Origin of the sequence: Leptospira perolatii, assembly GCF_002811875.1 — a bacterium.
In the GTDB taxonomy this organism is placed as follows: Bacteria; Spirochaetota; Leptospiria; order Leptospirales; family Leptospiraceae; genus Leptospira_B; species Leptospira_B perolatii.
Window position 1 is genome coordinate 1 of record NZ_NPDZ01000010.1, and the last position, 15,427, is coordinate 15,427.

Genomic DNA, 15,427 nt, shown 5'->3' on the forward strand with positions numbered 1-15,427 from the left:
CTGGGAGCAATCCCCTGAAGAGCCCGGGAAGATGACCCGGTTGATAGGTCACAGATGTAAGTATGGCAACATATTGAGTCGAGTGATACTAATAGCTCGTGAGGCTTGACCATATTACGAAAATACTAAAGAAAGACTTACTTCTTTCTTTAGTGGCAACGCCAAAAGCGGCATCTAACAAATGCCGCTTATGAACATCCATATACGATGATCAGAAACAACAAAGTGTGTTTCATTCGCAGTTATGATAGCCGTAAGGCCTCTGTTAATGGGTATCCCATTAACGGAGAATGTTAGGAACAATGTATTATTAAAAGCCAGGTTTAACCACCTGGCTTTTTTGTTCTCTAAGGGAGTCTATGCTTCGGACTTCCTGTTCTGTCCGGGACGGTCTTTTTGTTTTGGAATTGAGCAGAAAGATAAAAAAGTATTTTGCGAGCCTTTCATTCTAATCATGATTCTGTTATGATTTGGGCTATTCTAAGTTTTATTCTTCTCTTCCTTCTTTTAATCTTGTTTTTGAAGTTTGTACTCTTTGTTACTGTAGTTACCTTTCAATTGGCTTTTTACGCTCTCGGATTATTGCTGCTTGTATTAGGGATTCGTTATTTATGGCGAAGGCTGCAGGAGTGAGTAAAGTCAGTGCTGGCTTGTATGTGCATCGGCGGAAATTTTTCTAGAGTAAAAATCTATTTTTCGGTTTGACAAATTTTTTCTATTTGTTATTGATTGATCAATAACAAATATGCCAACTAAAGCAAAGACAAGCCGGTCTACATCTGAGGAGAGAAGGACAGATATCCTGGAGGCTGCCATTGAAGTATTTGCCAGGATCGGCTATCATAAAGTAACCACTGCGGATGTTTCCAAGGTTGCAGGAATTTCTCAGCCGTATATCTATCGTTTTTTTGAAACGAAAGAGGCTCTGTTCCTCGAGGTTGTTCAATTGATTTACGATAGGATCTTCCAGGAGTTTGAAAAGGTTCATGGAAAAAAGGAAACCTTGTTGGAAGACTTGATCCGGTCTTACGAAGATCTTATGAAAAAGTATCCGAATGAGATTTTGCTTCAGATCCAGACCTGGGGAATTGCAGAAGAGAATATTCAGAAACTGGTTAAGAAATCTATCGTTCGCTTAAAGGAACAGGTAAAAGCAAAATTTGAAAATGCGGGGATCAAAGATTCGGAAAACCAAGCTAAGGATTTTTTAGCTAGGGGATTTCTATGCAATCTGGCGTTTGCGCTACATTCCCCTGAACTTACATATCAGAGGAAGCGCTGATTTTTTTTTGTGCTAATTTGTAATTGATTAATCAATAACTACTCAAGGAGAAAGAATATGAGAGCTTTAGTATTAGGTGGAACAGGTGGGAGCGGTCAGGCGATCACTTTGGAGCTACTTTCGAGAGGGATCCATACTACGATATTAGGAAGAAGCCAACAGAAAATGGAGAATCTAGTCGAAGAATGGGGAAGGCCCAGGGGATTGGAGCTTGCCGTCGGAGATGTATTTTCACCCGAATCACTGGTCCCGATTTTCCAAAATGCTGATTTCATTTTTCAAACGGCAAACGTTGGTTATGTGGAGATGGAAGAAAAACTTTTGCCCTTGGGTGAGAGCGTGATGCAGGCAGCGGAACAGACAGGGAAGCAAGTGGTCTTCGTGGACGGAGTCTATGTTTACGGCAAGAATCCGGGTTATTCAGTCACGGAGGATTACCCGTTTTCACCCCACACTAAAAAAGGAAAACTAAAGGAAGCATTTGCAAATTTAGTTTTTTCTAATAGATGGAAGAAAGCAAAACCTTTGATTGTGAGGCTTCCAGATTATTATGGTCCTACTAGTCAGGCCGCTTATCTTGATCCTACTTTCGAAGCCTTGGCGAACGGAAAGCCTGCCCTCTTTTTCGGTCCTCTGAAACCGAAGAGAGAATATGTTTACTTACCTGACGCCGCAAAGATGATAGTGGAGATCTCCTTGAGGCCCGAATTTTACGGTCAGAATTGGAATATTCCCGGAGGAACTATTTCAGGAAAAGAAATCCTACAAATCGCTGAATCAGTTCTCAATAAATCTCGGATCTTGATACCGATCGGAAAAAGATCATTGCAGTTCCTTGGATTATTTGACCGTTTTTTGAAAGAAGTAGTAGAGATGACTTACTTGATGGAAGATCCCTTGCTACTAAGTGGCAGTAAATACGAACAAAAGATAGGACCGATTCCTAAAACTTCTTTTGCACAAGGAATTAGAAACACTCTGGAAATCTTGGTCAGAAAAAGCCAAAAAAAGGAATCCGGAAGCTAAAGCAAGTTGGCAGTTTTCTGGAGACGGTCTTGTTGCCTATGAGAGGAGGACCTTGGCGAGTACAGCGAGATTGACAGATTGTCTGGAAAATGTTAAACAAGAAGACAGGAGATTTTAGATGAAATTTTATAATTTTCTATATTACTTTTTTCTTCTTTTTATAGGTGTATCTTGTTCTTCTAATCGGCCTATTCAACTCAGAGAGCTGCCGCTTACTATCGAATCTGAGCCCTTCGAAAAAGGTCTTGCTCCTGTCCGCGGTATTCAAATGTATTATGAGGTTCACGGTAAAAAGGAAGGAGTCCCGCTTGTTCTTTTGAATGGAGGTGGCTCCACGATAGAAGTAACTTATGGTCGAATTCTTCCATTCCTCTCTCAGCACCGAAGAGTAATCGCTCTAGACGAACAAGGACATGGAAGGACAACGGACAGGAATGCTCCGGTAAGTTTTGAAACTTCGGCGGAAGATGTGGTTGCTCTTTTGAAATTTCTTAAGATGGAAAGAGTGGATATATTCGGTTTTAGTAATGGAGCGAGCGTGGCCTTGCATATTGCGATCCGAAATCCCGAATTTGTCCGCAAACTAGTATTCGCTTCTTCCTTTACGAAAAGGGAAGGTGCCGATCCAACGATTTGGAATTCTATGAAGAAGGCTACTTTCGAAAGTATGCCCCAAGCTTTGAAGGATGCCTTCCTAAAAGTAAATCCTGATCCTCAAAAGTTGAGGACCATGTATGATAAAGACGTTGCTAGGATGAGAACCTTTAAGGACCTGAATGATAGAGAGGTTAAATCTGTAGGAATTCCTACTTTGATCCTCCTCGGAGACAAAGACATTCCGAGATTGGAGCATGCGGTTGAAATGGTTCGAATGATCCCGAAAGCAAGGCTTTTGATCCTCCCGGGTGGACACGGAGATTATTTGGGCGAGGCGATCATGTCACAAGGAAAGGATCGATATCCTGAGCTGACCGCAGCTTTTGTTCAAGATTTCTTGGATTCGCCTTAAAGCTAAGATCAAGTTTGAGATGAAGTCTAAAAATAAGACCTAGACTAAGATTCGGATTTAGATTTGCCTAGGCTGCGTGCTTTGACTAGTCTATCTCTAAAAGCTTTTTCAACTTTCGAATGTTCTTATTTTCCGGGTCTATCTCTTCTGCAGTCTTCGTAAATTCGATCGCTTGGTTTTTATTACCCAAGAGTCGATTCAAGTCGGAAAGATGAACCAAATTTTGAACATTCATGGGTTGCAGCTTGTTCACCATCATTGCGGCCTCTAGGGCTTGGGTTAGATTGCCGAGACGTTTTTCAGCAATCGATAGATAATGCCAGAGCTCTGCTGTATCAGGATCGTAGCTTAAATAATGACTCAACACCTTTACAGCAAGGGGGTAGTCTTTTTCTTTAAAACTCAGAAGTCCTAGTAGCTTATTTAGTCTTTGGTTCGACGAGTCGGATGTGTACGCGTCAAGTAATACTCCGATTGCCTTTTGAACTTCTCCGTTTCTATATAACTCTTTGCCTTCTTTATAAAGAGTTTGTAAAGTGACCCTGTCTTCCTGTTCCTCTTTAATATGTATATCTTGAGGAATTCGAGGGGACCCTACTTCTTGATAACCAATTCGTAATATTGATAAGTCATCGATTACTTCTCCGATCTCACGAATATGACCTTCCATAATTTCTATGTCAGCTTCGGACTTTTCGACGACTTTCAAGAAAAGCGTTTCGTCCTCATTTATTACCCTGGTGCCGCCTTCACTAGATAAGAGTAAATCATCCCTACCATCTGAGGCTAATATTATGACATCTCCGGGATATAATTGAAACTTATGTACTTGGAAAGTATATTCGGAATCCAATCCTAACTTTCTTAGCTCTAAGCCACTTTCGATAAAGGATGCTTTTTTGTCTCGATATAGAACCGAGAATGGATGCTCTGCATTCCAGTAATACATTTCTCCGGTTTCGTCGCAAATCAACAGGACAGTTGCAGAGATGACCATACTTCCATCAAAACTTTTAAATACCGAATGCACCTCGTTATAAACTTCGGTCATCCACTGAACCGGAGTCCTGTTCAGAACTCTTCGATTTGCAGCAGAACGAGCCATGATCGAATTCATCATGACTCCCATTACGAGAGAGCCACCGGCTCCTTGCATGGATTTCCCCATTGCGTCGCCGTTCATGGCCATCGTGTACTGTTTGTAATTATCTGGTTCTCCTAATCTTAGATTTCCAGTAATACAGATGTCTCCGCCGAGATCACCCTGCTTGTTGCGGAACTCGAAGTATTTCTTTTGTTTAATAAGAAAGTTCGTGCTTACTCTTGGGGATTTGTTCGCATTATAAAACAATGGTTTGGCGAGAAGAGAAGTTAAGAAGTAATCTCCATCCTGCTGGATTTTCAGTCTTTGCACCTCTTCCATTTTCTCTTGAACTTCTCTTGTTCTTTCTACCACCTTCTCTTCAAGGTGATCGGCATAATTCTGCAATTCTTCTCTGGCGCTTCTAATCGAATCCACCATTGAGTTGAATGATAAAGATAGAAATCCCACTTCATCCATTGCCTTGATCGGAACGTTTACAGTTAGGTCTCCGTGGTTAACTTTTTCCACACCGGACAAAAGCTTGTTCAATGGAACAACAAGACTAACTCTTAACAAAAATGGAAAAGCAATCAGTATAAAAACAGTAGTTCCAAGTTGAATTATAACCAGCCACTTTGCAGTATCGTGAATCACTTGTCTGAAGTCTTTATAGCTAAATCCGACTTCATACCTGGTTTGAGCTATTTCAAAATCATAATGAAGATAATAGTTACCAGCCATCCTATACAATCTGGTCTTGAGAGGTGACTGTACTTTTTTCATTTCGTTTAACGAAATGGATTCTAATTCACTCTCGGTCTTACCTTTAAACTTTTTCTTGTTCCTTTCGATCAGTTCCCTTAGCTCTTGCTTTTTATATCTTTGCTCGCCTTCTTTTAGAATTTTCGAATTTATTTCCGAATTCTTATTAAACAATATCTCGTAAGAGTGGTCGAAAATTCCTGGTCCGGAAGGTCGAGAAATTACATATTTAACGGCAGAAGGAAAATCGGATTCTCCGTTTTCGATCGCCTTTTTAACAGAATTCATTTCTACTAAACTTTCTTTGTCTAGTGCTTTATCGAGAGAGAACAAAGTGATATAGCTTACGGCAGCCAGGGCAAGAATTACTGCGACAACTGCGCTCGAAAGTATCTTTACCATAAAGCTGGTCGGTTCCGGTGAATGGTTGAGATAGGCCATCTGAATAAAAAAGACTGATAGCACGGAGAGAACAAAGTAAGCGATTGCGTAAGTATCGTAAGTAATAAGTCCTGATTTATTTAGAACGTTATTATATGCGTTTAAGACGTTTAGAAAAATTGTGAATAAGAATGCCCGTAGAGCAAGCGCCTCTTTTCCTTTAGCGAAAATGATTTTGATAAATCCAATAGGAATACTTAAAAGAAATCGAATCGGTAACCGAAGAAAAATCGGCAAATTTTGGGCAGACTCACTCCACCTGGCTAGAATTCCGGAATAGGATGAAAAGCGTATCATTTTCCGGAAGAGAACAATTATACAAACAGCATAACAAAGTAAAATGGCTGCTCCGGCTTCTTTTCCGAAATCGAAACTAAATTGATGGGCAGTAAAAGAGAAGGTCTTCTCTCTGTTTAAAGTGTTATAGATAAAATGAATCCAGGTAACTGCTCCCAGCGCTAACGCGATTCCGAAAACTATTTTGGACTCTTTGGGGTAAATGTTCTTAGGAAATACATACACAAATTCAAGCAGACATATGATTCCGAAGATCGTAAAAACTGTGAAGTATCGATGGTAAGCGGAAATAGGATCAAAAATGGAGTAAGAAATGAAGTATCCTAAAAACATGACTCCATAACAGAGATACATTATGATAAGATAATATGTCGGGACTGTTTTGTTCTGTTTGAAAATTAAGAATCCTGCAAGAACGATGGTTAGCAGGAAAAGCGAAAAGACTCCTATCGCATGATGAGAAAATAAAATTGAATCATACATGTTATTAAAATATTCTCAATTAAAAATTCTATAAGTCAAGTTCAATCCATGGCTTCTGCGCCGAAGTGGGCCTGGGTAAAAGGACTTTGTATCAAACAACAAATTCATTGCTAAAATGATCGGCATATTCTCCCGTAATCCAGTTGATATTGGTCTTAAAAATGTTCGAAAAAAATAAGACTAAATTATGATTATTTAATTTTAAATTGAATGCATTTGTATCATTTTAAATGAGACGACGTAATCGCTTATTTTTCCTTAAATCTTTGGGATTATTTTCGGGCTTGAGGTCTGCTTAAGAGGCTAGGGCTCAATTTGGATTCTGGACTGAACGATCTGCGTTCGGTTCCTTTTGTCCTTATTCCTCAAATCAAGATTTTTAAAAGTGAGCCTCAGCTCGATTCGTATTTGCGAAAACACTGTAGCGCCTGCTTCAAAGTTAGTCGGTATGCTCTGATCGGTTTGTTCGGATTGAGAAAAGGATCTAATTTCAATAAGGGTTATTACCTACTTCTGTTATCAATTTCTGTTTTGCGTCGTCTATTTACGCGCATGCAGTCAGACGAAACCACCTGCCGAAAGAAGTGAAATAATGTCTCCAATTCCAGTTCGAAAACACTCCTGGCGCCGAGGTGCTAGGGTGGATTTTGCTCGTTTATCGATTTTCCTTGACTAAGATGTTACTGATGATTTTTTCGTAGGCGCCACTTTATGGATCAATTCTACTTTAACTTTTATTTTTTCGGATCCCTTAACGCCTGCCTCTTTTCCTTATATGTATCTCTTTTCTTTCTGACGCTTAAGGGCAGAAGTAAGGCCGCATTTCATCTAGGACTATCCACAATAGCAATGACCTTGTACCATTTCGGGTACATGCTCGCTTTCGTTTCTTACGAAACTTGGACAATTTATCATCGTTTGTTTGCAATTGTGGGACCGCTTATGGGTTTCGTGCAGTGCTTTATCTTTTTCTTCTATTTTCCTGGACCGAAGAAAGTAAACACCGGCCTGACAATCTATGGACTTTTGTATTTAGGAATCATAGCGATCAGCATCGCATACATGATCGTTTCCTTAAATTCAGTTCAAAGATTCGTAATGGGGAGCGATTATTGGGATTTTGAAACATACCAATTCTACAAGATTTTTGCGATCATTATACTCGGTTATAATCTTTCATTTATCTCATCTGCTGTTTGGAGAGCTATTGTAGAAAAGGGACCCGAAAGGCGATGGATCATCTACATCGCTTTAGCTTATTCAACTATTACAGTTGTTCCGGGAATTTTAAACGCTCTGAGCAGGGATGGTTTAATAACGAGAAAGGTATTCCAAAATGTGGTCAGCATCGCCATGGTCGCCGGTTTGTTTATGGTACTCATAGTGTATGCAAACGCGACCAAAGAGAAAACAACGATTCTAAGCAAGATAGTTGCTGTGACTCTCGCCACATTCCTTTTAGCGTTTCAATTAGTTGGCTATATTATTCTAAGCAAATATGACATCTCTTACGACCAAATCAAGGCTCAAGCTGCTCAGCTGGCTGTTTTCCAAGGACAAAAACCGGATTCGCTTTCGTACATAATTTCCTTTGATCCTAAGGAAAATAAATTTAATACTGAAAAGGGAGAAAAAGATTCTAGGTTTGATTCTGAAGACAGGCAAGAATTAAGGTTTTTTAATGTAGTTAGAAATCTTACCGGGCTTGGGTCAATGGAAGCCAAGCAACGGTGGGAAATCTCTAAAAAGCTATTATCGAACGCACCAAAAGAGTTTTATGCATACGAAGAAGGGCTTCGCCAATTTTTAGAATCAAAAGGAAACAGTAAGGTGACCGACAAGGAAGTTGCCAGCTTTTTTCGCGATTGTACTCAAAACCTGAACGTAGTCAAAAGTCGCTTCCTGAATTTACCCTCTAAAACTGATGCGCGCGCGGTTGGGAAGTTGCTCAGTTCCGACAAGATCGGTTTGTCCGGAATTTTAAGCAAAGTAAATGAGAAGGTTCAGAAGGAAATCGAATCTGGCAAATCTCCTCTGGAGATTAGGACTGCGGTGATCATTCCTCTTTCTCCGATTCGTGAAGTCGGAGAAAGGATCTACAGGGGAACTAAGTTCATGAATTCGGGAGATAAACTTCCCCAGTTTTACGTTTCCTATTTGGTTGTAAATTCCTTAGATGAAAAAATATACGAAGTCGGTTTTGACTACAGATCCCTCAGGGCGTTCATTCACGAACCATCCTTTGTTTTGGTTTCCTTTCTCTTGATCGTAATGTTTACAATCAGTTTTGGCTTTCGTTACTTCTTCCATAACGCTTTTGTAAAGCCTATGGAAGAAGTTGTTGTCGGTTTAACCGAAGTAAATTCAGGAAACTTTGAATATAGGCTTACTCCGCGAGTGGAGGATGAGATCGGCTTTATTGCTCGATCTTTTAATAGGATGGCGAGATCGATTCAGGCTGCTAGAAAAAGATTAGAGCAGTATGCTAACGGGCTGGAAGAGAAGGTGAAAGAAAGAACTAAGGAGCTTGAGCAGACCTTGGGGGAAGTTCAAGAACTTAAACGCCAACAGGATGGAGATTACTTCCTGACTTCCCTTTTGATTAAGCCTTTAGGCGCAAACAGAGCAATTCAGGAAAACGTAAAAGTAGATTTCTTGATGGAGCAAAAGAAGAAGTTTACATTTAGAAAATACCACGACGAAATCGGCGGTGACTTAAATATTTCCAATCGCATTCAGCTCCAGGGAAGATCTTACACTGTATTTTTGAACGGTGATGCAATGGGAAAATCGATGCAGGGTGCTGGAGGTGCTCTGGTCTTGGGTGCTGTCTTTGAGTCAATTATTGAAAGAACAAAGCTCGTCGAAAGCATGAAGGAACTTTCGCCGGAGCGATGGCTCAAGAACGCTTTTATCGAATTGCATAAGGTATTTGAAAGTTTTGACGGATCCATGTTGGTCTCGTCCGTAATCGGATTAGTGGATGATGAAATTGGAATATTATATTTCTTGAATGCAGAGCATCCATGGACGGTTTTGTATAGAGACGGGATCGCGAGCTTTATTGAAAATGAATTTATGTTTAGGAAATTGGGCACGACCGGAATGGAAGGAAGTATTTTTATTAAGACTTTCCAACTGGAACCCGGGGATGTTATTTTTGCCGGTTCGGACGGCAGGGACGACATTATTGTAGGAACCGATGCGGATGGTGATCGGATTATCAACGACGATGAATTGGTTTTCCTGCGAACTGTGGAAGAAGCTAAAGGGGACTTGAACGAAATATATAGAATAACTCTTAAGAAGGGTCTTTTGAGTGACGACCTTTCTCTCATTCGACTTTCATTTAAGGCCGAAGAAGGGATGGATGAGATTGAGGACGAAAAAAAAGAGAGGGTCCGAGAGTTGCTTAGGAAAGCCAGAAACTCCTCGCAAAACAAAGACATACAAGAAGCGATCAGCTATTTAGAAGAGGCGGAAGCTCTGGATAGTCGCATTCCGGAGGTAAAAAAGAACTTCGTAAAATTGTTTTTGAAATTAAAGGATTATTCCCAAGCAGTAAGGCACGCAGAAGATTATATCAGTATTAAGCCGATCGACAGCGAAATATTATACGTAGCCTCGTTTGCTGCTCGCAAGGCAGGCAAAATTCACAAGGCTTTAGATTTCGCTGAACGCTTAAAGTTAAGGGAACCGGACCACTTTAAGAATTTGTTGAATTTGAGCGAAATTTTTATCGTTCTAAAAAACTACTCTCGCGCGGCTTCCTCGATTCATGCAGCACTAAAAATCGAACCCGAAAATGAAACTGCACTAAGAATCTCTGCCATACTTAAAAAACACGCCAAAGAAAATGGAAAGGGTGTTTGACTTTCGACTTTGCTCCTAAATTCCATCGAGCAATTTATTGAAGAGATAGAGTGCAACTCAGGAAGTTTTCAAGCTATCGCTTTGTTTATCAAATTGCAGATCTTGCTAGAGCAGGTTGCAAGTAATATTGATTAGGCTATACCGGTAGCTAAAATCCAGATTCCGAATCCGTGCGTAATCGTAGAAGAAACGATTCCCCATTTCGAAGCGATAAATCCACAGATTACGCCTTCCCAAAGTGCAAATGCGAGAAGAGGAAGTCCTACAGAGCTAACTGTTGTTGCTAAGAAAATATGAAAAAAGGAAAAGCTTACGCCCGAGATAATGGACGCTCGAACCCATCCGAATTTTTCCTCTGCAATGCCTCTGATATATCCTCTAAATAAAAATTCTTCGTACAAATTTCCGACCAAAGCAAACCACAGCAGCGGTAAGTAAAGGCTCGATGAAACAATACCTCCAGCGTTCGAAGAACCTGTCCATCTGTTCAAAAACCAAATAGGTAGCGCGACTAAGATTCCGGACAGAATGCCGACAGTAATTCCGAGGATCTTGTTTCCATTAACCCATAGGATCCATTCTCTATTTTCAGAATCAAACTTCCAAAGCGAGACGACGATGGCTAAAGAAAAAAAACCTAGCAAGATTAAGATTGGAGGAGAATCCGAAAGTCGGATCCAGAAACCTCCCGCAGAACCAAAGGCCCAAAGTCGGGCCCCCGTCATCGCATCCCGGAACAAAACAAAGAGTAGGATATAGATCAAAATCCTAAGCCTTGCATCAGGTTTGATGGATATCCAAAATAGGACTGTGATCGCAAGTGCTGGTAACACTCTTAGAATATAATCACCTAAAGGTTGGAGTAGTGTTATTTCCAAATTGCAAAGATCCTATTTTATAATTTAATAAATTATTTTTTAATGTGATATCCTGTCTTAAAGATCCACCAAACAACGATTAAGCATCCTGTCAGAAAAAGAGTAATCATTGCGAGACTGATGCCCACTTGAACATCCGCAAGTTCGTAAAAACTCCATCGAAATCCGCTGACTAAATAGAGTACTGGATTGAACAAAGTCACTGTTTGCCAGAATGGAGGCAGCATATTTACAGAGTAAAAACTTCCTCCTAGAAAAACCAATGGAGTGATTATAAGTAACGGAATCAATTGTAACTTTTCGAAATTGTCTGCCCAAATTCCGATGATAAATCCGAAAAGACTAAACGAAATAGAAGTTAGGATTAGGAAGAACACCATTAAAAACGGATGTGCGATTTTGACGGGAACAAAGAAAGAAGCTGTGACCAGCATGATTGCTCCGAGGATCACTGATTTTGTTGCAGCAGCCCCTACAAAACCGAAAAGTATTTCTACCATCGAGACAGGCGCCGAAAGAATTTCGTAAATCGTTCCGGTGAATTTCGGAAAGTAAATCCCGAACGAAGCGTTGGCAATACTATGGGTTAATAACGAAAGCATAATTAATCCCGGAACAATAAACGATCCGTAGGGTACTCCGTTCACTTCTTGGATTCTGGATCCGATCGCAGAGCCAAAAACTATGAAATAAAGCGAAGTGGATATTACTGGAGAAGCGATGCTCTGTAGTAAAGTCCTCCAAGTCCTGGACATTTCGAATAAATAAATGGATTTGATTGCGTGAATGTTCATTAGGATTCCTTTACGAGTTTTACAAATATTTCTTCTAGAGAGCTTTGGGTTGTGTTTAGATCTTTAAAGTCTATTTTTGCACGACGCAAATCATCCAAAAGATTGGTTATGCCGGTTTGCTTACTTTGAGTATCGTAGGTATAAGTCAGTTTTTTTCCGTCGGAAGAAATCTCCAACTCGTGCGATTTAAGAGAAGTAGGTAGCTTACGCACAGGAGAGTTTAGATCCAGTATAAGCTGTCTTTTTCCTAACTTGCGCATTAGCTCTTTCTTATCTTCTACTAAGATAAGTTCTCCATTGTTTATTACTCCGATTCTATCGGCGATTTCCTCGGCCTCTTCGATGTAATGCGTGGTTAGGATAATTGTTACTCCAGAGTCTCGTAAAGAACGAACTATATTCCACATATCTTTTCTTAATTCTACGTCCACTCCGGCAGTAGGTTCGTCCAAAAATAATATCTTTGGTTCGTGGGCTAAAGCCTTAGCGATCAAAACTCTCCGCTTCATACCACCGGAAAGAGTCATCGTCATCTGGTCCTTTCTTTCTAGTAAAGAGAGTGATTTTAAAACTTTCTCCACATGCTCTTTGTTTGGTGCCTTTCCAAAAAGGCCACGTGTAAAAGTTACTGTTGTCCATACGGATTCGAAGGAGTGCAATGTTAGCTCCTGCGGAACTAACCCTATGATCGATCTGGTAAATCGAAAGTCTTCGATGATATCTTTGTTAGCGACAGTAACCGAACCGGAACTCGGATTTACTATCCCACAAATAATCGAGATCAAGGTAGTTTTACCCGCTCCGTTTGGGCCTAACAAGGCGATAATTTCGCCTTCTTGAATTTCCAAATTAACATTCTTTAATGCTTGAGAGCCCTTACCGTATGTCTTGGAAAGATTATTAATTGATATGATCGGTTGCTTTGAATTCTTCTTTGTAATCTTCATGTCTTAAATGTTCCGCGAACTTCAGTGGCCTTTAAAATGTCCAGCCTAAGAATCGCAGGAATGCTTGCTACCATCATTTCGATTGGTGGACCTCATCGACCGGAGTCTGTCGTTTTAAGGAGTGTATCTATGGGTAAGGGCAATAAATAATAAAAAATCGGTTTTGACCGGATCGGGCTATTTTTGCACGGATGAGGTTAGCGGGCAAATTATAAGTGTTGTATCCTCTGATCATTGTAGGAGGACGTAATGTCTCATTTATTAAGAATTGATGCAAGTGCGAGATTAGAAGGATCCGTCTCTAGAGAGTTAGCTGACGCATTTGAGGAAAAATGGAAAGCAGCTCATCCCAGGGGCAAGATCTCTTATCGCGATCTTGTCGCTTATCCAATTCCACATTTAAGCGAAATGACAATCCAAGGGTTCTACGCTCCGCCACCATTAAACGGAAAGCTGAGTAGCGCCACTGCGATTTCTGATCAGCTCATTGAAGAACTCAGATCAGTCGACACAGTTTTGATCAGTACACCAATGTACAACTTTACAGTGCCATCCGTACTGAAAGCATATATCGATCAGATCGTAAGGATTGGAAAATCGTTTTCTATGACGGATCACAGTTTTCAGGGGTTGTTAACAGGAAAGCGGGCCTTTGTGATTACAGCAAGCGGTGCTGTCTTTTCGGATTCGAAAATGGAGGAGAAGAATCACCTCGATTCCTACTTAAGCTTAATCTTTGGCTTTATCGGATTCGATCATGTTGAAATTGCGAGGGTAGAAGGAACTGCCACGTCGCCTTCTGCATTCCAAGAATCCAGAACCAGGGCTATAAAAAGTATGGACGGATTTCTTTTGAAGGATAAGAAATTAGAAAAGGCGGCCTCCTTCGTTTGAAGTCCTTAATTTCTCGGAAAAATCTGGGTGGTCGCTTTGACCACTCGGATTAAATCAGAAAGGAGTAATAAATAAAATGTTTATAGTTCCTCAACATTTATCCAACACTCCGAACGTCGAGTGTCTTGCCGCGAATCTGAATTCAGGAATCTATTACAAAGATCTTGAAAAGCCGGTAATCAGGTCCGAAGTATTCGTTTCGAGTCTTTCTCTTTCCGTAGTATTAAAGGGAGACAAAAGAATCTCTTCCTTTGAAGGGGAGGAAATCCCAATAGACGAAGGGGAGATCGTCTTGATGCCGAAGGATCTTTATATGGTAACCGATTTGTTGCCTGTACAAAATCGATTTGAGAGTTTTATTTTCTTTTTCAGCCAGGACATTGTGGATGAATTTCTAGCATCCAAGTCAGTTAGACTGCTTACCAATTCGGATCGGGAGATGCTATTTCATTTGCCATACTCTCAGTCGATCGATCTCTTTTTGACGAATCTACGATCCTTATTCAAAGGAGTAAAGCGCGGCAAAAAAGATCTTCTCAGATGGAAGTTGCTGGAGCTCCTTCAACTGGTTACGATAGAGGATAAATCTGAAACTTTCATTTCCTATTTATTATCGAACTCTGTGAAAAAGGAGAGAGACTTACAAGAATTCATGAACAAGAACTATGATAAACCTTTATCCGTGGAAGACTATGCCGATCTTACCGGAAGGAGCTTGTCCACATTTCAAAGAGAATTCAAGAAAATGTTTCATTGTCCTCCGGGTCAATGGTTGCTGGACAAGAGAATGGAAAAGGCTCGTTCTATTTTAGAAAAAGGAAATACTACAGTCACCGACGTTGCTTTTGAGATAGGATACGAGAATATTTCTCATTTTATTAAAGCTTATAAACAGAAATATAATATTTCCCCAAAGCAATTTCTTTTGCAAAGGAAAATGTCTGTATAATCGTGAATACATCCATGAATGATTATACGCCAACACTAGGGTTGCTTTAACAATCGAGAGATTTACTCCAGATTTATGTTCTGATTCGAGGGAGTTCTAAGACTCGAATGTATTATTTGTCCAAACAGAGATTAAATAAAACGAAATGCCTAAGTCCGATTAAAGATTTTTGATCTTCAAAACAAGAGTTGATTAGTCCGATTTGAAGAAAAGATCCCATGTTTACGGCTCCAATGCTCACTCCTAATTTGCCAAGGTTTGCCAAGCCGATATTGAGAGAATACTCATCAGTGCCTATATTTGCAACGGCGACCTTTAAGCCATAACCGCGGGTTTCTTTCTCTGGAGTTTTTTCGGATTTCAATTTTCCTGTTTCGTTTAATAAACCGACGTGGATGCCGACGGCCCTCTCAGCGATATTGTGCAATCCGACAGTTACGCCATAGCTCTCTTTGCTAAAATTAATGACACCAACCTTTGCCCCATAGAGAGAGTCGGATTCATTGAATCCTCCTACGCTCACTCCCGCGATTGTGTGAGATTTTCCATAGATTAAGTTTAGGTTGAGTGCTTCGACACCGTCTGCCACAGGCACTCTGACGCCGTACTCCGGATATACCCAAAAGCTACAGTTAACAATGAATAATAAAGGTAAAAGAAATGTAATTGAAAATTGCTTCGGTCTCTTTTTCATCTGAATCAATTAGC

Annotated in this window: 11 protein-coding genes and 1 rRNA gene; 7 read left to right on the forward strand and 5 right to left on the reverse strand. The window is 40.3% G+C overall.

What is annotated here, in order from left to right; all coding sequences use genetic code 11:
• From CH373_RS14255 to CH373_RS14275, 4 genes are all read left to right on the forward strand, one after another.
• Positions 1 to 113, forward strand: a 23S ribosomal RNA gene (locus CH373_RS14255); the annotation flags it as partial.
• 632 nt (positions 114 to 745) lie between these two features.
• Entirely contained in the window at positions 746 to 1,282 is a 537-nt protein-coding gene (locus CH373_RS14265) for a TetR/AcrR family transcriptional regulator (RefSeq protein WP_100714345.1), read from the forward strand.
• A gap of 57 nt (positions 1,283 to 1,339) precedes the next feature.
• A complete protein-coding gene (locus tag CH373_RS14270) occupies positions 1,340 to 2,308 on the forward strand; it encodes an NAD-dependent epimerase/dehydratase family protein (protein ID WP_100714344.1) in 969 nt (322 codons plus the stop codon).
• A gap of 118 nt (positions 2,309 to 2,426) precedes the next feature.
• Complete coding sequence (locus tag CH373_RS14275; protein ID WP_100714343.1) at positions 2,427 to 3,317, forward strand: alpha/beta fold hydrolase; 891 nt, start codon at positions 2,427 to 2,429, stop codon at positions 3,315 to 3,317.
• Between the two features lie 85 nt (positions 3,318 to 3,402).
• Here CH373_RS14275 and CH373_RS14280 read toward each other — a convergent pair whose 3' ends face one another.
• Complete coding sequence (locus CH373_RS14280) at positions 3,403 to 6,384, reverse strand: SpoIIE family protein phosphatase (protein ID WP_100714342.1); 2,982 nt, start codon at positions 6,382 to 6,384, stop codon at positions 3,403 to 3,405.
• A 711-nt stretch (positions 6,385 to 7,095) separates the two neighbouring features.
• Here CH373_RS14280 and CH373_RS14285 point away from each other — a divergent pair.
• Entirely contained in the window at positions 7,096 to 10,257 is a 3,162-nt protein-coding gene (locus CH373_RS14285) for a SpoIIE family protein phosphatase (RefSeq protein WP_100714341.1), read from the forward strand.
• Positions 10,258 to 10,388: 131 nt separating this feature from the next.
• Here the strand turns inward: CH373_RS14285 and CH373_RS14290 are convergent, their stop codons facing one another.
• The 3 genes from CH373_RS14290 to CH373_RS14300 are packed head-to-tail and all read right to left on the reverse strand — an operon-like array spanning position 10,389 to position 12,876.
• The gene (locus CH373_RS14290) at positions 10,389 to 11,135 is read right to left on the reverse strand and encodes a CPBP family glutamic-type intramembrane protease (protein WP_100714340.1); all 747 of its coding nucleotides are present in this window, start codon (positions 11,133 to 11,135) and stop codon (positions 10,389 to 10,391) included.
• A 32-nt stretch (positions 11,136 to 11,167) separates the two neighbouring features.
• Positions 11,168 to 11,929: an ABC transporter permease gene (locus CH373_RS14295; protein WP_100714339.1), complete on the reverse strand. Its 762-nt coding sequence runs from the start codon at positions 11,927 to 11,929 to the stop codon at positions 11,168 to 11,170.
• Positions 11,929 to 12,876 (reverse strand): ABC transporter ATP-binding protein, encoded by a 948-nt coding sequence (locus CH373_RS14300; protein ID WP_100714338.1) that lies wholly within the window; start codon positions 12,874 to 12,876, stop codon positions 11,929 to 11,931. The genes CH373_RS14295 and CH373_RS14300 overlap by 1 nt, the downstream gene beginning before the upstream one ends.
• A gap of 249 nt (positions 12,877 to 13,125) precedes the next feature.
• Here CH373_RS14300 and CH373_RS14305 point away from each other — a divergent pair, with 249 nt between their 5' ends.
• Together CH373_RS14305 and CH373_RS14310 are read left to right on the forward strand one after the other, a co-directional pair.
• On the forward strand, positions 13,126 to 13,770 hold the full coding sequence (locus CH373_RS14305) for an FMN-dependent NADH-azoreductase (protein ID WP_100714337.1): 645 nt from the start codon (positions 13,126 to 13,128) through the stop codon (positions 13,768 to 13,770).
• 76 nt (positions 13,771 to 13,846) lie between these two features.
• The gene (locus CH373_RS14310; protein ID WP_100714336.1) at positions 13,847 to 14,719 is read left to right on the forward strand and encodes a helix-turn-helix transcriptional regulator; all 873 of its coding nucleotides are present in this window, start codon (positions 13,847 to 13,849) and stop codon (positions 14,717 to 14,719) included.
• A gap of 112 nt (positions 14,720 to 14,831) precedes the next feature.
• On the opposite strand, the gene CH373_RS14315 is transcribed toward CH373_RS14310, so the two are convergent.
• Positions 14,832 to 15,413, reverse strand: coding sequence for an LA_2272/LA_2273 family lipoprotein (locus CH373_RS14315; protein WP_100714335.1), 582 nt, complete (start codon positions 15,411 to 15,413; stop codon positions 14,832 to 14,834).
• Positions 15,414 to 15,427 lie beyond the last annotated feature (14 nt).